This is a genomic window from Colwellia sp. MB02u-6, assembly GCF_014077095.1.
Taxonomy (GTDB): Bacteria; Pseudomonadota; Gammaproteobacteria; order Enterobacterales; family Alteromonadaceae; genus Cognaticolwellia.
On record NZ_JACGVG010000038.1, the window covers coordinates 387,887 to 408,383 of the forward strand.

The 20,497-nt window shown below is 37.6% G+C and carries 20 protein-coding genes and 1 pseudogene; 13 read left to right on the top strand and 8 right to left on the bottom strand.

Annotated elements, in window-relative coordinates; all coding sequences use genetic code 11:
• Positions 1-353: 353 nt before the first annotated feature.
• A complete protein-coding gene (locus H4J46_RS16620; RefSeq protein WP_182234771.1) occupies positions 354-1,613 on the bottom strand; it encodes an MFS transporter in 1,260 nt (419 codons plus the stop codon).
• Positions 1,614-1,983: 370 nt separating this feature from the next.
• Between H4J46_RS16620 and H4J46_RS16625 the strand changes: the two genes are divergently transcribed.
• From H4J46_RS16625 to H4J46_RS16635, 3 genes are all read left to right on the top strand, one after another.
• On the top strand, positions 1,984-2,700 hold the full coding sequence (locus H4J46_RS16625; RefSeq protein WP_182234773.1) for a response regulator: 717 nt from the start codon (positions 1,984-1,986) through the stop codon (positions 2,698-2,700).
• Positions 2,701-2,775: 75 nt separating this feature from the next.
• Positions 2,776-4,068, top strand: a complete 1,293-nt coding sequence (locus H4J46_RS16630; protein ID WP_182234775.1) for an ATP-binding protein — start codon at positions 2,776-2,778, stop codon at positions 4,066-4,068.
• Positions 4,069-4,191: 123 nt separating this feature from the next.
• The gene (locus tag H4J46_RS16635; protein WP_220463058.1) at positions 4,192-4,725 is read left to right on the top strand and encodes a VC2046/SO_2500 family protein; all 534 of its coding nucleotides are present in this window, start codon (positions 4,192-4,194) and stop codon (positions 4,723-4,725) included.
• On the opposite strand, the gene H4J46_RS16640 is transcribed toward H4J46_RS16635, so the two are convergent.
• Positions 4,722-5,210 (bottom strand): YchJ family protein, encoded by a 489-nt coding sequence (locus H4J46_RS16640; protein WP_182234777.1) that lies wholly within the window; start codon positions 5,208-5,210, stop codon positions 4,722-4,724. The two genes, H4J46_RS16635 and H4J46_RS16640, sit on opposite strands and share 4 nt — an antisense overlap.
• Before the next feature lie 191 nt (positions 5,211-5,401).
• Positions 5,402-5,872, bottom strand: coding sequence for a hypothetical protein (locus H4J46_RS16645; protein ID WP_182234779.1), 471 nt, complete (start codon positions 5,870-5,872; stop codon positions 5,402-5,404).
• 549 nt (positions 5,873-6,421) lie between these two features.
• On the opposite strand from H4J46_RS16645, the gene H4J46_RS16650 reads away from it, so the two are divergent.
• The 6 genes and pseudogenes from H4J46_RS16650 (at position 6,422) to H4J46_RS16675 (ending at position 11,243) form a co-directional block, all read left to right on the top strand.
• Complete coding sequence (locus H4J46_RS16650) at positions 6,422-7,081, top strand: response regulator transcription factor (RefSeq protein ID WP_182234781.1); 660 nt, start codon at positions 6,422-6,424, stop codon at positions 7,079-7,081.
• Between the two features lie 10 nt (positions 7,082-7,091).
• Positions 7,092-8,507: an ATP-binding protein gene (locus H4J46_RS16655; RefSeq protein ID WP_182234783.1), complete on the top strand. Its 1,416-nt coding sequence runs from the start codon at positions 7,092-7,094 to the stop codon at positions 8,505-8,507.
• 20 nt (positions 8,508-8,527) lie between these two features.
• Positions 8,528-8,869 (top strand): annotated as a pseudogene (locus tag H4J46_RS16660) (cupredoxin domain-containing protein); the annotation flags it as partial.
• Positions 8,870-8,939: 70 nt separating this feature from the next.
• A complete protein-coding gene (locus H4J46_RS16665; RefSeq protein WP_182234787.1) occupies positions 8,940-9,752 on the top strand; it encodes a hypothetical protein in 813 nt (270 codons plus the stop codon).
• Positions 9,752-10,486 (top strand): hypothetical protein, encoded by a 735-nt coding sequence (locus H4J46_RS16670; RefSeq protein WP_259365919.1) that lies wholly within the window; start codon positions 9,752-9,754, stop codon positions 10,484-10,486. The genes H4J46_RS16665 and H4J46_RS16670 overlap by 1 nt, the downstream gene beginning before the upstream one ends.
• Positions 10,476-11,243: a DUF1461 domain-containing protein gene (locus H4J46_RS16675; RefSeq protein ID WP_182234789.1), complete on the top strand. Its 768-nt coding sequence runs from the start codon at positions 10,476-10,478 to the stop codon at positions 11,241-11,243. The genes H4J46_RS16670 and H4J46_RS16675 overlap by 11 nt, the downstream gene beginning before the upstream one ends.
• A gap of 38 nt (positions 11,244-11,281) precedes the next feature.
• Here H4J46_RS16675 and H4J46_RS17445 read toward each other — a convergent pair whose 3' ends face one another.
• From H4J46_RS17445 to H4J46_RS16685, 3 genes are all read right to left on the bottom strand, one after another.
• Positions 11,282-11,407 carry a hypothetical protein gene (locus H4J46_RS17445; protein ID WP_259365920.1) on the bottom strand — a complete coding sequence of 42 codons (126 nt, stop codon included), beginning with the start codon at positions 11,405-11,407 and terminating at the stop codon, positions 11,282-11,284.
• On the bottom strand, positions 11,407-11,709 hold the full coding sequence (locus H4J46_RS16680; protein ID WP_182234791.1) for a YciI family protein: 303 nt from the start codon (positions 11,707-11,709) through the stop codon (positions 11,407-11,409). The genes H4J46_RS17445 and H4J46_RS16680 overlap by 1 nt, the downstream gene beginning before the upstream one ends.
• Positions 11,710-12,048: 339 nt before the next feature.
• A complete protein-coding gene (locus H4J46_RS16685) occupies positions 12,049-13,269 on the bottom strand; it encodes a Xaa-Pro peptidase family protein (RefSeq protein ID WP_182234793.1) in 1,221 nt (406 codons plus the stop codon).
• Positions 13,270-13,439: 170 nt separating this feature from the next.
• Here H4J46_RS16685 and H4J46_RS16690 point away from each other — a divergent pair, with 170 nt between their 5' ends.
• The 4 genes from H4J46_RS16690 (at position 13,440) to H4J46_RS16705 (ending at position 17,612) form a co-directional block, all read left to right on the top strand.
• Positions 13,440-14,684 carry a bifunctional alpha/beta hydrolase/OsmC family protein gene (locus H4J46_RS16690; protein ID WP_182234795.1) on the top strand — a complete coding sequence of 415 codons (1,245 nt, stop codon included), beginning with the start codon at positions 13,440-13,442 and terminating at the stop codon, positions 14,682-14,684.
• 167 nt (positions 14,685-14,851) lie between these two features.
• Positions 14,852-16,066 (top strand): CaiB/BaiF CoA-transferase family protein, encoded by a 1,215-nt coding sequence (locus H4J46_RS16695; RefSeq protein WP_182234797.1) that lies wholly within the window; start codon positions 14,852-14,854, stop codon positions 16,064-16,066.
• A 283-nt stretch (positions 16,067-16,349) separates the two neighbouring features.
• Positions 16,350-16,553 (top strand): hypothetical protein, encoded by a 204-nt coding sequence (locus H4J46_RS16700; protein ID WP_182136830.1) that lies wholly within the window; start codon positions 16,350-16,352, stop codon positions 16,551-16,553.
• 192 nt (positions 16,554-16,745) lie between these two features.
• Positions 16,746-17,612, top strand: coding sequence for a universal stress protein (locus H4J46_RS16705; RefSeq protein WP_182234799.1), 867 nt, complete (start codon positions 16,746-16,748; stop codon positions 17,610-17,612).
• 169 nt (positions 17,613-17,781) lie between these two features.
• Here H4J46_RS16705 and H4J46_RS16710 read toward each other — a convergent pair whose 3' ends face one another.
• The gene (locus H4J46_RS16710) at positions 17,782-18,906 is read right to left on the bottom strand and encodes a DUF21 domain-containing protein (RefSeq protein ID WP_182234801.1); all 1,125 of its coding nucleotides are present in this window, start codon (positions 18,904-18,906) and stop codon (positions 17,782-17,784) included.
• 23 nt (positions 18,907-18,929) lie between these two features.
• On the bottom strand, positions 18,930-20,282 hold the full coding sequence (locus H4J46_RS16715; RefSeq protein WP_182234803.1) for a magnesium transporter: 1,353 nt from the start codon (positions 20,280-20,282) through the stop codon (positions 18,930-18,932).
• Positions 20,283-20,497 lie beyond the last annotated feature (215 nt).

Genomic DNA, 20,497 nt, shown 5'->3' on the forward strand with positions numbered 1-20,497 from the left:
CACACCAGAAATAGACAATGTAAAGTGTCAGGTTTAGTGTGGGCTAATATAATTGTTCATCTTGAGCTTTAACCGCTTTAGGTTTATCCGATAATTGACTTTGTCAGTGATATAACGTTTTAGTACAAATACCTAACCGCTCAGATACTCCAGTAACTGAATAACCACGTTCATTCGTTTTTTAACTGCTTCAATTTTAAATTCTTGGGCTTATCGTTTGCCTTTGTTCATAAAAGCCTCTAGTTGAAATTACAATGTTACTAGTTTGGTGTTTAGTAAACTAGGGGAAGTCCAATCATCAATTTATAATAGAGTTAGTGCCTAGGTAGAGAATAACTTTAGTGTGAAATCAGCTAGCGAATATCTTTTTGACTAAAGTGAAAGTCGATGGAGGCAATGATAAGCAAAAAGGCGCCAAATAGTATGGCCCAGTGTGCGCCAAATAAGGCTAATACACTGCCAATAAGCGCCATAAGCATATTAGCTAAACTAAAGGTGGTGGTAATTAAGCCCATAAGTTGTCCTTGTTCAATATCAGCATATTGCTCGGAAATATAAACGGGTAATAAACCATTGAAAATAGCGATGGCGATGCCTATTATGGCATAAATAGGCCAAATGCTGGTTGCCGACAATACAAGGTGTAAACTAAACAACAATGCCATTAACATCATACCAACAATGGCTCCCAATTTAAGCCCCAATAAGTATTTTAATTGCTTAACAAAAAACACACTGGTTATGGTCATAAATAAGGTTAAAACAACTGTTATATAACCAATGTCGGGACTAGTAAAGTCAAAGTTTTCTACCAACCAAACGGGGTAAAATTCGTAATAGGCATTTAGGCCGAGTGTTGCCAATAGATAAATTAAAAAGATACGTCTAATTTTTTTATTAGCGAGTAAGGCAAATGAGTTTTGTTTACTAAAAAGTTGGGAAAACTTTATCTTTGGCTGATCGGATTTGCTATTACCAGCAGGTAATACATAAGCGACGCTAATAAGGGCAATAACTATCGCGACGGCAGCGAAGTAGAAGACGGTATCTAAACCGTATATTGCCAGTAATCCACCGGCTAAAGGGCCGAGCAACCAACCTAAATAGCTGGTGGCATTTACTAGGCTAAAGGTGTGGGTCTTATCTAGCGTGGGCGATAAATCTACCGCTATCGCTTTGGCTATGCTGATATTACCGGAAAAAATTCCTGTAATAAAACGCGCTAATATCAGCAGCAAAAAACTTTCAGCCATAACAGCTAAAGCGGATAATACATAACTAACGGCAGTTAAAATCAAAGTAATGATTAAGGTTTTTTTTCTGCCATAAATACCTGAGGCAGCACCTAAAACTGAGCTTCCAAGAATAACCCCTAAAGGGTATATCGCCAGTATAATGCCGAGTAATATTTTACTTGGTAAATCAGCAAAAGTGGTTAAAGGGCTAACTTCATTTAGAAAAAGAGGTGCTAATACAGGATAAGGTAAGGCAATACCGGCACTACTAAACAGTACTACCAGCATGACAGAAAATAAGGTTTTTTTTGCTTTTAACTGTTCAGTAATTAAGGTGTTTTTTGCAGATATTTTAACTTTAGTAGCGTGAGTTGTCATAACGAATATTTATATAATACGGTGGATATAATGCTTATTGATTATATAATAAGTTAGCTTTATAACTAAAGTAAAAATTTTCTGTTTCTCTTAACGCACCGATAGTGGCGCTAAGCCCCTTTATTAATAAAGTATAATAAAACTCTACTTGTTAGTCCTAGTGTAATTAATTGTAATTTCAGGGTAGTAAGTTGTACTATTGCCGTAACACCTTGTACATAGTGTTGTTAATTAATAATAAACATTTTATGCTTGCGCAATGATTCATATTTCAATGGTTGTTATTTATTGGCTAGCGTAAACATTGACCGTGTTCATAAATTAGCCATGAAAATGCTGTTAATACAGCGTAATAAAGTAGGAGCAGTTAATGTCAGATAGTGAATTGTTAGTTAAAAAAATATTACTTGTTGAAGATGACCGTCAATTGTCGGATCTAGTCGCTGAGTTTTTAGAAAATGAAGGTTATCACGTTAAGCAAGAGTTTAGAGGCGACACGGTAGAAAAGCGAGTTGATAAATTCGTTCCTGATTTGATTATTTTAGACATTATGCTACCAGGTAAAGATGGATTTGCTGTTTGTAAAGATTTACGCCCTAACTTTAAAGGGCCAATTTTAATGCTAACCGCGAAAGGCACAGACTTTGACCAAGTGTTAGGTTTGGAAATTGGCGCGGATGATTACGTGATTAAGCCTGTTGAGCCAAGAGTACTGCTTGCCCGTGTTAATGCGTTATTGCGTCGTGGCCAGTTGCCAGCGGATGGTAAAGAAAATGCTAAAATTAATTGTGGTGAACTACATATTAGCCGTGGTTCTAGACAAGTGACATTGCACGGAGAAAATGTTGACCTTACTAGCCAAGAGTTTGATTTACTCTGGCTATTAGCTAGTCGTTCAGGCGAAGTGCAGAATCGTGATTATATTTATAAAGCGGTTGTTGGTCGCGAATACGACGGCATGGATAGAAGTGTTGATGTGCGCATATCACGCTTGCGTAAAAAATTACACGATAGTAATGAAACTCCTTTTCGTATTAAAACCATTTGGGGACAAGGCTATTTATTTGTTCCAGATGCATGGAGTTAACTATTATTTTATTGTGTAAGCTGGTGAGCTGTTATGGCGACTCATCAGTATTTATTTCCTTTCTTTAGGCATTTTATGAAACTTGGTCGCTCATTCTTCAGCTTATACTTCCTTATTATTTCTATTTTCATCGTATTCTCATGGATGCTTGATGAAGTATGGAGTTCATACCTTGAACAAGACATAGAGTCTTACACCGGTTATAAAAGTATGCTGTTGGCGCTATCTAACTATTTAGAAAAGCACCCAGAAGATCAATGGCAAGAAATACTATCGAAAGCTGCAAAGCAGTGGCAACTGCCATTAAAGTTAATGTCAGCGCGAGAAGTAAAAGCCATTAGCTATCAAAATCATGACGTCATCAAAGAAGAAAATACGCATATTTATTATGATAATAACGCGGTAGAAATTCATCATAGGATCAATGATGCTGGCACTGTTATTGTGTTGGGGCCTGCTAAAATGCCAACCCGGCCTAGGCTAGAGGCACTCATTCGTGTTATTTTGCTAGCAACCTTAGCCTGTATATTATTTTTTTGGTTACGGCCTTTGTCTCGAGACTTGGATCAATTGCAAAAAACGGCGATAGAGTTTGGTCAAGAAAGTTTTGATGTTGTTGCACCACAAGCAATATCGACCATGGCAGCACCTATGGTGACGGCGTTTAATATTATGGCCAGCCGTATTAAACGTTTAATCGATGCTCATAAAGAATTATCAACTGCGGTTGCACATGAATTACGTACACCGTTAGCTCGCACTAAGTTTGCCTTAGAAATGCTAGCCTGCACTGATGATAAAGCCAAACAAGAGAAATATCGCAAAGCCATTAGTAAAGATGTTTGTGAGTTAGAACAACTCATTAGTGAGATGTTAATTTACGCTAGTTTTGATAATGACAAACCCGAAATAAATTTTAGTGAAGAATCATTGGTGGATATTGTCGAAAAACAAGTCAGTAATTACCAACAGTTTGAACAAAAATTTAACATTGTTAACCTGCTTGGAAATGAACTAGTTGAGGTTGACCGACACTTTATTGGTCGAGCGTTGAATAATTATATCTCTAATGCCATAAAATATGGCAATGGTGAAATAGACATCACGATTAAGAAAAGCGAAGAGCACTGCCAGATAAGCGTTACCGATAATGGTGAGGGAGTCTGTGATGATTTCAAATGTACTATATTTGATGCTTTTTCTCGTGGTGATGTATCTCGTAATCGTGAAACAGGAGGCTTTGGTTTAGGTCTAGCCATCGTTTGTCGGATCATGGAGTGGCATGGCGGCAGTGCATCTGTTGTTGATAGCAATAATGGTGGAGCCAGCTTTATACTGCGTTGGCCCATTAAACAAATTTCTGCATAATGGACAAAAATCAGTCAATACTTTGTATTTACTATAAAAATCAATAATTAATTAGGCATAGGGTTAAAGTAAACTGTGCTGCTGCCGATATAAATATTATCAGTAGCAAAACAGTAGATTATTTTGACCCTAAACGCTTTATCAAACGACATACTTGTTCATGAACTTCAGTTAGGCGAACAGCTTAACCAAAGTGTTTACCATGCGCGTCGTTCTGATTTTGCGCTGTTACTCGCCATGCTAACCGACGATGTTCGAGCGCATAGCCAATTTAAATTACCACTTTCACAAATACCTGAAAAAACCACTTCAGCAGAACAGTTACGAAAATATTTTCAATTACCTGATGAAGCCCCTTTAGCATTAAAAGATGTTGCTGATATAAGCAGCTATAATCAGGCAAGTTTGATTGAAAAACAGCAGTTAGAAGACCTAAGGCTAGCAAACATACTTAACCCTAAACCATTAGCGTTTCGTGATGATGTAAAACATATAAACGAACAGGTGATGACTAATACCAGTTTATATTGCCAGCAAAAAAATCAGGACATATCGTTAACACAAACAGAGCAAAGAGCTGACTTCAATGCCATAGCTTGGTTAGCGGCAGTGCAAACGACTATTGTTAAAGCACCGTTAATGGAAGCCGTTGCCTAAAAAGCCTTAGCACAACAATGTTTAAACTTTTTCTCACTGCCACAAAAACAAAACTCATTTTTTTTGGGTTTATTTAATACTTTGCTATCTGACACCTCTCCATCAAGATATCGCCATGCGCTATCTTCAAGCACAAAATTAGATTGTTCTCGCATTTGCCAAATTTGTTTGTGAACCTGATAAAAAGCGGAAAACTCTACTTGAGCATTATTACGGTTAGCTAAATCTTTTTCATGATCACTGGCAAAGTGAATAATGAGTTTCAGCCATTTTGTTTCTGCAGCCCATTGTGCGATATCATCAATGGATTGTAGAGCTTGGCTTGAATGGGCATAAGTAAGGTAAATATACTCGGCCTGTTGTGTTGCGTAAGCAGAGTAGCGTGAGCGCATAAGTTGTTCTGGAGAGTGAGCAGGTTTTGTTGCCATTATTAAAGGTTGGCAACACAGTGCAAAGGTTCGTTCTGAGCCGCATGGACATAACATGTAGATAAACTATTTAAAGGGTAATTATGTTTAGTCTATCATGACAGTTATTATGCTTTTTATGGTTTATGGCTTTAATTGTTCAGTTCATCTTACTTAACCTAAGGTTTTTTGCGCTTTACATTAAATCGTGGATTAAACACAATTTTTTGTTTTATTTTTGTTTTACCACCTTGACTAAATATAGTTATTTAATGTAATTGGTTGATTGCTTTACAATCTGTCTTTTGTAATAAAATACATTGAGTTTTTCCTAAGGCAGCACAGCGAGATATTTCTTTTAATTGAGCTTGATTATAGTTGGCGTTTGATAAAATCATCGCAGAACATGTGCCTTTTAATAACGTGTTTTTGATATGATCTAAGCTGACATTGACCTTATTTGCATTCACTTTTAGTATTTTTGCTGGATTAATTTTACCCATGTTAGAGAGTTGTTCTAGCGAAGAATTTTCTGGATTAATCATTAAAATCCACTTTTTATCATCATGGTGGTTTTGACAAATGTCCTGATACTTTTTAGAGACATCTCCGAGACTATTTACACTAATAATATTACACCAAGCAGAAGACAAATTAATTTGAGGGGGTAAATTAATACTAGGGGCTATAGTTAAGCTGTTGTTATTTATTTTTAAGTTTATTTTATTAGTGTTAACCATAGTGCTCACCTCGATATACTGTATGGATGTACAGTATATCGGTTTTGATGCTATTTCAAGCATTATTTTACTAATATTTGCTCAAAGCTATAAGAAGACTCGCTTTTTAAAATCGATATTTTAGCGAAGTGAAGCTGATCTTTTATGTGTAAAGCAAACATAACTAGAGCTTAATAGTTAGAGATTAATTACTGTACAACGCTATTTAAATTAAAGCTGCGTAACTTACCGATATGGGTAAGTTATTAAGGAATAATTGCTCTGAACACTATCTGAACATTAAAGGTGAAAAGATAAACACCGCATTCTGCTATGTTACTGGTGCAAATTGATTTAAAATAAAACTTATACCGAGCTAGCTACCATAATCAAGGATATTAACCAATAGATATCCAATTACGTCGTTAATTTCATCTCGAAGTGTATAGCCAAGCCATTGAGTTTACTTGCTAAAACTATTACGGTTAGTTATATGTAAATAGCTAAATTTTTATCGACAGTTTGGCTTGAAATAAGTTAAATAAGTTAAATAGGTTCTAAAGTAACAATATGAGAATTTTACTCGTTGAAGACGATCTGCCACTAGCACAAGCATTACAACAGTCGTTGCGACATGAGGGCTTCTTGGTTAACCACGTTAATACCGGCGAAGACGCTTTAACGTCATTGACTATGCCTGATCATGACATGGTAATTTTAGATTTAGGGTTGCCTGACATGGATGGTTTATTAGTGCTAAAAAAGCTTAGAGCTAAAAAGCAAACTACGCCGGTTATTGTGCTGACCGCACGAGACACTATTGAGCAGCGTGTTCAAGGACTAGACTTTGGCGCCGATGACTACTTAATTAAACCTTTTGACATTAACGAGCTTCTTGCTCGCTTACGAGTGATTGAACGCCGATTAGGTACTGCTGATAGCGCAATAATCTCCATTGCATTGGTAAAGCTTGATACGACTGCCCACAAAGTGTTTATCGAAGATAAAGAACTGTCCTGTTCAAAAAAAGAATATATGGTGCTAAAAGTATTAATGGAAAATGCTGGGCGAATTCAGTCACGAGAGCAAATTGAATCACGCCTTTACGATTGGGGTGAAGAAGTGATGAGTAATGCGGTAGAAGTCCATATTCACAATTTACGCAAAAAGTTACCTGAAAAATTTATCCAAACAGTTCGTGGTGTTGGCTACACCATAAATAAGGCATAAAAAGTTTATTATGCCTATTCGCCGTTATCTAGTGCTAATGCTGTTATCAATTATTACCTTAGTAATTTTTGTCTCTGCTATTCAGGGTTATAAAGCGAGTATGCGCAAAGCCGAAAGTGTATTTGATAATGAATTAGTCTCTTTAGCTCAGGTTATAACGGCTGTTAAGCTACCTAAAGGTGTCATTACGCACCCAGTAACCAGCAATTTTTCTTATCAAATAGTGCTTGATAACCAGGTAGTAACTCGCAGTGATAATGCGCCAAACACGCTAATAAATACCTTAAATAACGGTTTTAAAGAAGCTAACTTCCTAGGCAAACGCTGGCGCACTTATACCGACAAAATAACAGATAACTCAACAACCAATGCTTGGGTTATTATTGCTCAACCATTAAAACAAAGATTTGACCTTGCTGAGGGGATAATTTTATCTGCGGTTACCCCCATTATTTTAGTCATGCCATTACTCGCATTAATCATTTCATTAGCGGTGCGGCAGGGCTTGAAGCCGTTGACTTTTTTAACTCGAGCACTCAAAAATAAAAAAGCAAATGATCTTAGCCCGTTAACGGTCAGTTCAAGCACAGAACTTGCGCCAGTGATTGAAACCTTAAATGAATTATTTCTGCGACTGTCATTATCTTTTGAGCGTGAAAAGCAATTTGCCTCAGATGCCGCCCATGAACTTAGAACGCCATTAAGCGTATTGAAAATTAACGTTTATAACCTTCAACAAAGCTTTAATGATGTCATCCTTGTTGACAGTGACAAAAACTCAACAGCGCTGTCAGTATTACCCTTTCAGCAATTAGAGCAAAGTGTTGAGCGTATGGCACATGTTGTTGATCAAATATTGACCTTGAACCGGACTAATCCAGAACAAATATTGGCTGAAAGTGCGGTGCTTAATTTACAAGAGCTATTGCAAGAATGTATTAGTGAGCTCTATCCTTATATTGCCAGCAGAGGCCATGATATCGAACTGAATAGTGCGCCATTGAACATTTTGGGCAACAGATTTGTAATCGGTATACTATTGAAAAATTTGATTGCTAATGCTGCTAAATATACCCCGGATTATGGCAAGATTTTAGTCTCGTGCGTGCAAGACAAAAATAAGCTTATATTACGTGTTGAAGACTCCGGCCCGGGTATTGCGCCGGAAGAATATTCACGGGTATTTGATCGCTTTTATCGTGTCGGCGGCGATAGCCATAATTCAAATGTTATTGGCTGTGGCTTAGGCTTGTCGATTGTTAAACATATTGTAGAATTGCATCAAGCAAACATCAGCTTAAGTCGCTCAAAGGCTTTGTTTGGCTTATGTGTAAAGGTTGTTTTTTCTATGGTAGATAGTAACAGCGGTGCAACTATTAATGGTAATAAATTACCCAGCTCACCAGCAAAGGGAGATTATCAATGAGCCTATTTTCTGTCAAACCTATGCAAAGCATTATTGTCTTTTTAGCGCTACTATCATTTGCTAGCTTGGCAAACCGGCCGGAATTCGAGGTAGAACTTAAAAATCATTTGTTTTATCCGGCTGAAATAGAAATTCCAGCAAACACGAAAGTAAAATTAGTTATTTATAATCGAGATACCACCCCTGAAGAGTTTGATAGTTTTGACCTTAATAGAGAGAAAGTGATTTTTCCACAAAAAAAATCAGTGATTTTTATTGGACCTTTACCTCCAGGTCATTACAAATTTTTTGGTGAGTTTAACCCTAACAGCGCTCAAGGCACCATTATTGTTGTCCCTAAAAAGAGCGCAACTGATGCTAATATAGAGACTTTAGCGCTAGCTTATACGGCACCGCTAGCAGCGAATAGCCTTCTGTTTAAGGAGGTTTTACATGTTAATTAATACCGTTATTCTTTTTTTAAGAGATGCTTTGCCAATATTCGTCATTAGTATTATTTTGATCTCTATGCTCCAGCAACAAGGTATCAAGTTGCAGTGGTATTATCCTGCGTTATTGACTGGCGTAATGTTAAGCCTAATTTTATTAAATACTACTGATGAAGTTGCACATACACTAGATGATACGGGGCGAGAATGGTTTTATGCTTGCCTCTACATTGTTTGTTATTTTATATCACTGTTGTTATTGAGCCAGCTTGCAATCGTAAAAAGGCCATTAAGCGCCGGAAGACTTACCCTTATTCGGCTTTGTGCCATGGCTTTAACCGTTATTGTTATGACACTCAATGGCGCCAATTTTCTAATTTATATCACTGGCTTTTGGTATCAAAATAATGCGTCTAATGCCTTAGTGGCAGGCGTTACTCTTGGTGTGGGTATATGCGCGAGCATCGCTGTATTGTTGTATTTTTTAATGGCGTTTATTGAGCGTTATTGTCGCCTTATTCGTGAAGTACTATTGATAGTTTTTAGTGTTGGACTACTGATGAAAGCGACAAAATTACTGATCCAAATCGATGTTTTACCTGGGAATAGCCTTTTGTGGGATTCTAATTATTTAATAACGGAAAATTCCGAACTAGGGCAGTTGTTTACGGTGTTTTTTGGCTACGATGCCACGCCAACACTATTGCAACTATTACTTTATATTTCAGCCATTGTGATTGCCTTTGCTTTGATTTTTTTTAGCTCGACGCTTTCAAAGTCAACACGCACTATAGTGAGTCATAAGGAGGTGGTGTGATGAACTTTCTAATCTTTAAAAAATTAACACAATTTAGTTTGTTGCTGTTGATTTTATCTGCTTTTTCAGCACTGACATGTCAAGTTGCACTGGCTGACGGTGTTGTTGTTGATAAGGTATATCATCCCTATGTGTTACCTAACGAGCAAGAATTTGAATGGCGTATGTTGTCACATCAAAATGACGCGGGTAACAGTTTAGGACAACGAATAGCCTACGGAAAGTCAATAACCGACAATGTTATGATTGAATTTTATATCGTGGGTGAGCGAGATAGAGATGGTGACTTTGGCTTGTCTGCCTATGAAGTTGAAACGCGCTGGATGATGACAGATCAAGGCGAATATTGGGCCGATTGGGGTTTGTTACTTGAAGTCGAAAAAGTACATGAATTAAATGTTTGGGAAGTTACTACCGGTTTGTTATTTGAAAAAGAATTTGGCCGTGACAGCTTAGCCTTGAATGCGTTTTTAATTTATGAAAGTGGTAGCGATATCAAAAATGAATTTGAAACAGAGTTTCGTTTGCAATACCGCTATCGGTGGCTACCACAAGTTCAGCCAGCCATTGAAATTTATATTGGCCAAGACTATACCGGTATTGGTCCCACTTTTATGGGCATACAAAGGTTTGATGGTCAAAAACAATTGAAATGGGAATTGGGTTTTATAACCGGTTTAAATGGTGATGACAAAGACCATATCTTACGTGCGGCTATTGAATATGAATTTTAAAATCATGTGTAAACATTTATTGATTCGGCCATTATTTTGGTGTGTGTTTGCCTTAGCATTACTGGTTTTTTCTTTAGGTATAAGTTGGCAAGTGAGTAAAGCGACAAACTTCTTATATAATGTTTGGTACCAAACATTAGAAATAAATACCTTGATTAGTAAAAGTGTGCCAAAAAACACCCAAGGTAAGCGTGACTTTCCCATTAATGATGTGAAATTACACAAAAAAAAATTTGCTGATATTGTGCAGTCTATCCACCATCACGGTGATGGTTTAACAGAAATTAGTTATTTAAATCATCAGGGGATATTACAAAAATTATTAACTAAAAGTGAAGTGCAACATTTACAAGATGTGGCGAATTTACTCGATAATATGACTAAGCTGTGGTGGGGTAATTTACTTTTTATGCTCAGCTTATTGATATTTTATGGTCGTAAAGCTAAGCAATTAACGGCAGAGTCGATAAGAGCAATGCCGACAGCAAAGCAGAAGTTAATCGCTTTAGCCTGCTTGGTTTCTTTGGTTGTCGCTATGTTGACGATATGGGGTTTTACACCCATTTTTTATTATTTACATACCGTTATATTTCCTAACGATCATCAGTGGTTTTTTTATTATCAAGACTCGTTAATGGCTTCACTGATGAAAGCGCCTGATATTTTTGCCGCTATAGCCGGACAATTGCTCTTAGTAGCTTTACTATTAGCGCTAATTATTGATGCAATTTTGAGCCTTTATCAGCGTCAAAAATAAAGTTTAATTAATCTTAAACGTATAGAAAATTAACCACTTCAAGCAACAGTTTCCATATTGGCTTCACACATTTCTATGGTATTTTTAGCCATTGCTGCAGGAGAAAACCCCAGTAAGCTAAGCAATAGGTATTTGCTAAAAAAGTTATTATTAATATTAATCATTATGCCGGTAGTACTTTTTTGTAAGGTTTAACGATCACTTTTTTATAGACACCTGCTGCTATGTAGGGGTCTTGATCTGCCCACTGTTGAGCGTCGGTTAAACTGTCAAACTGTGCAATAATAAGTGAACCGGTAAAGCCTGCGTCGCCAGGGTTTTCACTATCGATAGCAGGACAAGGTCCAGCCACCAGTAACTTGCCTTGATCTTGCAATACACGTAGACGAGCTAAATGATTTTCACGCACGCTCATACGTAAAGCTAAACTATTTTCAACATCTTCACTGTAGATCAGGTAAAACATATTACATCCAAAATTATTATTAATTAAAAGCCGCAAGTAGTGCCCAGGTTAAATTATTCTTGTTTATCTTCTGCCTAATCTTCAGGCTTGTATTTATACAAAAAAAGTAATTAACGGGGGATCTTCTAACCGTGCGTACATAAGCTCGTATCAAAAACGATAAGATAACAATTCTATCCAAAGCTAAGCGATACGCCAAACTATTTAAGGATATAGAGTGTAATAGTTTTGATAAGTTAAGGATAAACGCTTATTTACCCCTAACTTTACTAAGCTTTTACTAAATGGTACTGGTATTGAAGTTAACGCCTTGTATTTGTCTATTAGTTGTAGCTTTGCTTAATTTTTCTGATAACCAAACGGATCGTCAATGGAATAAGAAGGCTCAGTAAACCACTTTGCGCCAGAATCAGTCATGTAAAAGTGATCTTCTAAACGCACGCCAAACTCATTTGGCAATACCAACATAGGCTCATTTGAGAAACACATACCTTTAGCCAGTGGCGTTCTATCACTGCGCACTAGGTAAGGCCATTCGTGAATATCTAAGCCAACACCATGGCCTGTTCTATGCGGACAGCCAGGCGTTTCGTAATCTGGCCCTAAATTTTGACCGGCTAAATAAGCTCTGGCGGCAACATCAACATCACCACAAGCTACGCCAATTTTGGCGGCATCAAAGGCCGCTTTTTGTGCTAGCTTTTCGAAAAGCCACATTTCACGTTGGCGTTGATTAGGCTCACCAAATACATAAGTACGGGTAATATCAGAGTTGTATCCTTCAACCTGACAGCCAGTATCAATCAACACGATATCATTTGTTTCCAGTGTTTTTGGTGATTTTACGCCGTGTGGATAAGATGAATCTTCACCAAATAGTACGATACAAAAATAGGAACCGGCAGTAGCGCCCACTTTGCGATGCGCTTGGTCAATAAAGAGGGTGACTTCTTGGGTAGTAATCCCCACATGCAATATCCGAGCAACAGCTTTATGCACTTCAATAGTCATATTTTTTGCCTGTTGCAATAAGGCTATTTCAGTATCTGATTTTTCTGCACGACAACCCGCGGTCACACATTTTGCATCAACAAGTGCAAACTGTGGTGCCGCTTTTTTAATACCGTCGGCAATAAAAAAAGCAGTAGACTCATCTATGGCCACTTGGCCTGAATTAATGCCACACTCAGCCAAGGTTTGTTTAAATAGCAGATATGGACTTTCATGTTCTTGCCAGCCTTTTATCTCGCCTTTAATGGTCATATATTGCTCAAGCGTATTCACTTCAAAAAATGGCGTGATATATTTAATCTCACCTTGTTGAGGAATAATAGCGCCAACCATACGTTCGCTAGCGTACCAACGAGTACCTGTAAAGTAATATAGATTTGTTCCGGCGTTGATATAAGTAGCTTCAATATTATTTTCAGCCATAATTGTTTGCGCTTTCACAATGCGCTGTTTAAATTCAGCCGCTGTTATTGCTTGCACTTTGCTAGTCATATTGACTAACTTTTCAAGTTCAATTTTTGCGGTAGAGCCGCCAACACCTATAGTCATATTTTTCCTTAAAAAATTTAATTAATACTGGTATATTTTATACAAAAAAATAAGCTATGTATCGTAATAAATAAAGTAGCGGTATGATAAAAGAAATTTATCCTAAAGCTAAACGGTCAAACATTATAATCCTAAAAAGATCACCAGCCCAATTAACCCAAGGAGTAGCTATGCGCAAAAAAGTCGAGTTTATCAGTGGTGAACACAACTTAAGTGGTTTACTGGAAAGTCCTGAGTCTGAGGTTAAGTTTTATGCCTTATTTGCTCATTGTTTTACCTGTGGCAAAGACATCGCGGCGGCATCACGTATTAGCCGAGCTTTAGTGCAAAAGGGTATTGCAGTATTAAGGTTTGATTTTACCGGTTTAGGCAATAGTGATGGTGATTTTGCTAACAGTAATTTTTCTTCAAATATACAAGATTTAATTGCTGCAGCAGATTTTCTTCGTACAGAATATCAAGCACCAAGACTGCTTATTGGCCATAGTTTAGGTGGTGCAGCCGTGCTTGGCGTTGCTCAATATGTTGAAGAAGCGACCGCAGTGGTCACTATTGGCGCGCCATTAGATGCAGCACATGTCGCGAAGAATTTTGCCCTGCAGCTTGATGATATTGAAAAAAATGGTAAAGCAGAGGTTAATTTAGCTGGGCGTGTATTCACCATAGAAAAACAATTTTTAGATGATATAAAGCGCTACGATACCCGTCATATTGGTCAACTAAAAAAAGCTCTTTTAGTCATGCACTCACCAATTGACAGCACGGTAAATATCAGCGAAGCGGAAAAAATATACCAAGCCGCCCTACATCCTAAGAGTTTTGTTAGTTTAGATGATACCGACCATTTACTGACCAATAAACGTGATGCTGAATATGCTGCTGATGTGATAGCGGCCTGGGCAGGGCGATATATGACTTATGCGGACAATACTCACCATATTGCTGAAACTGCTAGCAGTAAATATGACAAAAATGAGGTCGCTAAAGGCTACGTTATGGTAGAAGAAAAAAACCATAAATTTACCCAACATGTCAGCACCAATAGCCACTATTGGCTTGCTGATGAACCAGAAAGTGTTGGTGGTAATAACATGGGACCTGATCCTTATGAGCATTTGCTAGCGGGCTTAGGCGCTTGTACCGCCATGACTTTACGTATGTACGCTGAGCGTAAAAATTTGGCCATTACACATATTAAAGTGGAGTTAACACACAGTCGAGATTACCAACAAGACTGTCAAAAATGTGAAAGTGAAAGTCAGGGTATTGAAGCCATAGTGCGGAAAATTAGCTTTGTTGGCGAGCTAGAAGCAGCTCAATACGCGCGATTTTTAGCCATAGCAGATAAATGTCCAGTACATAAAACTCTGCACAATAATGTCAAAGTGGTGAGTACATTGCTTAATCAAGCATAAAAAATCCGAATCACTGGAAATAACTCACTGGAAATAACTCACTAAAATCAATGAATTTGAGTTATTTATTTCAAGTTAGACTGTTCTATCTGCTGATGATAAATTATCATTGGCAGATAGAAGATCATCATTGCTATGGCAACAATGTAAAGGGTAGAGTTTGGTATATGTCTGAAGCGTTAAAGGGTATTAAAGTTGTTGATTTAAGCCGAATTTTGGCCGGGCCTTGGGCATCACAAATGCTCGCTGATATGGGTGCTGAAGTTATTAAGGTGGAAAGACCCAAAAAAGGTGATGATACCCGTCATTGGGGTCCTCCATTTATTAAACCAGCGCAAGATAATGAACCTGCCCAAGCCGCTTATTACCACAGTGCAAACCGCAACAAACAGTCAATCGCTATTGATATAACCCAGCGAGAAGGGCAACAAGTGGTAAAAGACATGATCACTAAAGCCGATGTCTTAATTGAAAACTATAAAGTCGGCGGTCTTGAAAAATATGGTTTGAGTTATCAGCAAGTAAAAAAACTCAACCCTAAATTAGTTTACTGTTCAATCACTGGCTTTGGTCAACATGGCCCATACGCCCATAAAGCTGGTTACGATGCCATGATCCAAGGTGAGGGTGGCTTAATGAGTTTAACAGGAGCTGCTGATGGCGAACCGATGAAAGTTGGCGTGGCCGTGATTGATGTGATGACTGGGCTTTATAGCGCTAATGCTATTCTTGCTGCATTACTCGCTAAAGCGCATACCAACAAAGGTCAGCACATAGATATTGCCTTACTTGACGTACAAGTGGCAACGCTGGCTAATCAAGGCATGAACTATTTAGCCACAGGTGAAAATCCAAAGCGTTTAGGCAATGCTCACCCCAATATTGTGCCCTATCAAACCTTTGCGACTAATGACGGCAGCTTAATATTAGCGATAGGTAATGATCAACAGTTTGAACGATTTTGTCAGGCCGCTCAGTGCTCAGAATTAGCCAACAATGCCTTATTTAAAACCAATCAACATAGGGTCGAAAACCGTATTGAACTTGTGCCGATATTAGCGCTTATTATTGCTAAGCAAAGCACTGATTATTGGGTCACGATATTAGAAGTAATTGCTGTACCTTGTGGACCGGTAAATACCTTAAAGCAAATATTTAACCACCCACAAATACACCATCGGAAGATGGTAAAACAAGTACCGGATAAAGACGGTAGGCTAATTAAAACCGTGGCATCACCTATTAACTTATCGGATACACCATTACAATATAAAAATGCCGCGCCGAATATTGGCCAACATAGCCAACAGATTTTAACGCAGTTTTTACAGTATAATGACGAGAAAGTTGCCGCGTTATTGCAAGCTGGTGTTGTAGCGTAATTTTTATTATTCGTATTGCTTATAAAAATAAGTGCTAAAATTAGCGGGTTTTGTTATTTTTACCTTAAAGAAATTGCGCTAATTTATGCTAAATAAAGCGAGCATAAGGTTAAATAAGTTATTAACCTATATAGTAATTTTCTGTATGTTAACGTGTATAATTAGCCATTAGCCATTAGCCATTAGCTAGTTCGGTTTGATTGCGAAATGCTAGAGCAGAACTGCTTTAATAAAGCACCATCATTCTATGTCGCTTAATGTCGTTATATTTATCGAGAAACCCATGTCTAATTCAATGTCTTTAGAAAAAATATTTATTATTATAGCGATCATACTAGGGTTTGGCTCTGCGGTTGACTTGATATATGCTTTAGCAGACGCAAATATTCAACTCGCTGAGGTCCTGCGTTGTATTTTAAATATTGTTATTGCTGGCTTTTTATATCTTTATTTTAATAAAAAACATAAAGCAAAAGTTGAAGATTAAATACCTCAGCAAGTTAAGCATTACACTCGTCTAGAATTACCTGCTTATATCTTAAAATTACCAGCCCTGATGTTAAATTTATCGTGATCCATAACGCCTCGTCATTAATTTTTTAGATAGTTGTTTTATATCAAAGTAAATAAATTTTTGTATGCTACTTTTAATTTATACCTATAAATAAAAGAGGATATTATGAGTAAAATATTTGTTGTTGCCGATATATCAGACAGCAAACAAGTCGCGATAAAACGAGCTTGTGAACTGGCTAAAACTAAAAAAAAATCATTGCATATTGTTTATTTTTGTTATCAAAGTTTACGTCATATTCAAGATGATCCACAAAATATAAAACAAGCGGTAATCGATGCGGTTACCTATAACGCAGAAAAATTACTCAAGACCTTAGTGCCTGATGACATTGATTACAGTTATGAAGTCGTATGGGAAAAGCGTATTGACCGTTGGATAAATGACTACGCAAAACAACACCCGTTATCAATGGTAGTAAAAACGGCCCATCGCAGTGAAACTTTTTTATACACATCTACCGATTGGCAATTATTACGCGAGTGCCCAGCGCCGATATTTATTGTCAGTGATCATAAATGGCGTAAATCGCCCAATGTTTTAGCCGCTATTGATTTAGAGACTAAGCGTAAAAGTAAACAAACACTAAATCATCAGATATTAACGGCAGCGAAAGAGTTTTCTAAAGCGAACAACGCAGAATTATTTGTCTGTTATACCTTACAATTTTCAACGTTTTTACGTGACTTAGGTTTACAATACAAAGACGAGTTAGAAATTAAAGCAGGGAAAACCCTAAAGCATAAAATTGAAAAATTAGCGGTGGAATATGACATTCCTGTAGCGAATTTTTTTATTAAGGCCGGTCAGCCCGAAAAAGTAATTCCCAGTATTGCGGCTCGGCAAAAAGCAGGGTTAGTGGTTATTGGTACTGTTGGTCGAAAAGGTTTAAAAGCGAAAGTGTTAGGTAATACCGCCGAGAAAATTTTAAGCTTGTTAAAATCAGACGTGCTAGCACTAAAACCAGAATAACTAGCGGGTATTTAACTTCAATAACACTATTTTGTTATGACTAGAACTAGAATTAGAACTAGAACTATGACCAGAACTAACAGCAAGCGTTTCGGAGATACTATTAATAGACAAAACTAATAGCCGAGTCTAGCGCTGAAAAAGCATGCTTCAGCGCTAAACTAGATGCTTATTTCTCGTCTTTACTTGGTTTAGCTTTACTTACCTTGGTTTTACTGGGCTTAGCCTTACTTTTTTCGGTTTTATTTTTTACCGTGGCATTATCGGTATCTTGCATAGGGGGCAGCATACCTTTAAGTAAACGGCCAAATATATCTGCGCCGGTGATAATACGTTTAGTTTCACCCCATACCAGCAGCACATCGTGTTCAATAACGCCGTCAAAGTTTTTATCAATAGAGGTACTTACTTTCATTTTTAAAATAGCTTCATTTAACGATGTAGTTTCATCAGTGATAACAACTGGACGATGACAAAAATTGTAAGGGTCAAAGTTTTCTGACTGAAACAGTGCGCTACGTAAGAAGCCATCAGCATCAATAACAAGTAAAGGCTTACCTTCGAGGTTGGTTAATACCACCCAACTATAACCAGAATGATTTAGCATAGTTAAAAATGGATCGTCGGGACCAGAATAAGTATCTGGCAGAACAGGTAAATCAAGCTTTGTTGGCAAGGCGATAATAGAGTTAGGGTCAATAACTTCACCTTCTTCTGTGACTCTAATTTCATCTAAAGCAAAAAAATTCAGTGCGCCAATCCCCTCAACATGGTTCAAGTCAGCTTCTTCAGCGCTAATGTGCTCTTTAATAATACTGCCTAATTCACTTTCTGCTAAGTAGGTAATACCTTCTTTGCCCAACCAAGCGTCAAGTATTAGCGCACTTGGGCGAGTAACGGGGTAAAGCAGAAACTGGTAGAAGCGAATAATAGGCGCGAGCATGCTACCCATTTTTAAGGCGTTGCGAGAAAAGTAAGCCTGAGGCGTAATTTCACCTACCACAGTGATCACTATGGTTGAGAACAAAAAGGCCCCAACACCCGCAAGTACCGAGTCAGACAACATGGTTAACAAAACATTAATCCCCACATTGCCCCATAAAATAGTCGCTAATAAAAAGTTAGAATCGTTTCTCAGTGTTAATACTGTTATGGCGGCTTTATTACCTTTATTTGCTTCTACTTCTAGTTGTAACCTACTGAGTGAAAAAAACGCTAAATTTAATCCAGAAAAAATAGCAGATTGTGAAATACAAAACACAATAGCAATCCAGGTGATAGTTTCTACGGGCATTACTTTTTTCCTTTTTTACTTTTCTAAAGTAGCAGTAAGCTACCTAATCCCAAAAACACCACAAAGCCAACAATATCAGTTACTGTGGTTAAAATAACCGCGCCAGACAAGGCTGGGTCAATATTCAATTTGTTTAATAATGCCGGGATCATAACGCCGGATGCAGATGCGGTTAATAAATTTAATAAAATCGCTAAGGCAATAACCAAACTTAATTCGATGCTGTCAAACCAAAAATAGGTAATTGCGCCGATAACAATAGACCAAATGATGCCATTGACCCCACCCACTTTTAACTCTTTGCGCAGCAGCACCTTTCTATTTTGTTCTGTTATTTGTCCTAAGGCTAAGCCTCGAACAATAACCGTTAAGGTTTGACTACCCGACACGCCACCCATAGAGGCAACTACTGGCATTAATACCGCTAAGGCTACCACTTGTTGTAGTGTTGCTTCAAAAAAACCAATAAACCAAGAAGCCAAAAATGCGGTCAGTAAGTTAATACCAAGCCAAATACCACGGTTTTTGGCACTGGTTCGTACACTAGCGAATAAGTCTTCGTCGGTACTTAAACCCGCGGCGGTAGTCATCTGCTCTGCTTGCGATTCTTGCTTTACTTGATAGGCGGTTTCGACAGTAAATCGGCCAAGAAAATGTTCGTTTTCATCAACAACGGGTAGCGACATTTTACCTGATAGTATTACCGTTTCCGCTGCGGTTGTTAACTCTTCATTAGCATTAAGTCTTGTTATCTCAGCAGAAAAAAGTGTTTTTAACGTGTTTTCGCCGTCACTTTGTATTAGCGCATTAATGGCGACAGTACCGGTTAAAACACCTTCTTTATTGACCGCATAAAAGTCTTCGGTATAGGGTGAGAGACCTTTTTGTAAAAGTAGCTGCGCACTAGTGACTTTAAGCTTTTCTGAAATACGAACATAATTGTAATCTAACCAGTGACCGACTTCATCAACACTAAATTGCTGTGCCTGTTGATAAAGTTTTCGCTGTGAATCATCTAAATTTTTTATCGCATACTTTAATAGACGGCTTGGTATTTCCTCAGCAATTTCAATTACTTCATCAACATCTAGTTGAGCAAGCAACTCAAAACATTCCTCGTCACTTAACGCCTGAATTAAGCTGGTTCGAGTGCCTTGTCCCATATCAACAAAAGCAGACCTTTGCATGGTTTCAGGGTAAGTAGACCAAACACTTAAACGCTTATCTTGTGGCAATGCTTCAATTAACAGGGCAAATTGTTCTGGCGCGAGTGTTTCAATGGCCGAGCGCATTACTTGGACAATTTCTTGCGTATGCTCTGCAATGAGAATGTCGTCAATGACTAAGGATAATTTATCAATGGGATTTTCTAACATTTATTCATCCTTAAAGCTGTTTTAATAAAAGCATATGACCTTGTGTGGGAGCGTAACTGTTTGTCATTTACTCTTAACTTTTATGTTATTACTTTTAGTGAGTTATATTCGGTGAATTATATTCGTATTTAAAAACAAGTGTATTACAATCAAGGAGAAATAAGTTAGCTTTAATGCTAATTTATTTCACTATTTTTTAGCTTTGGCTTGTTGCT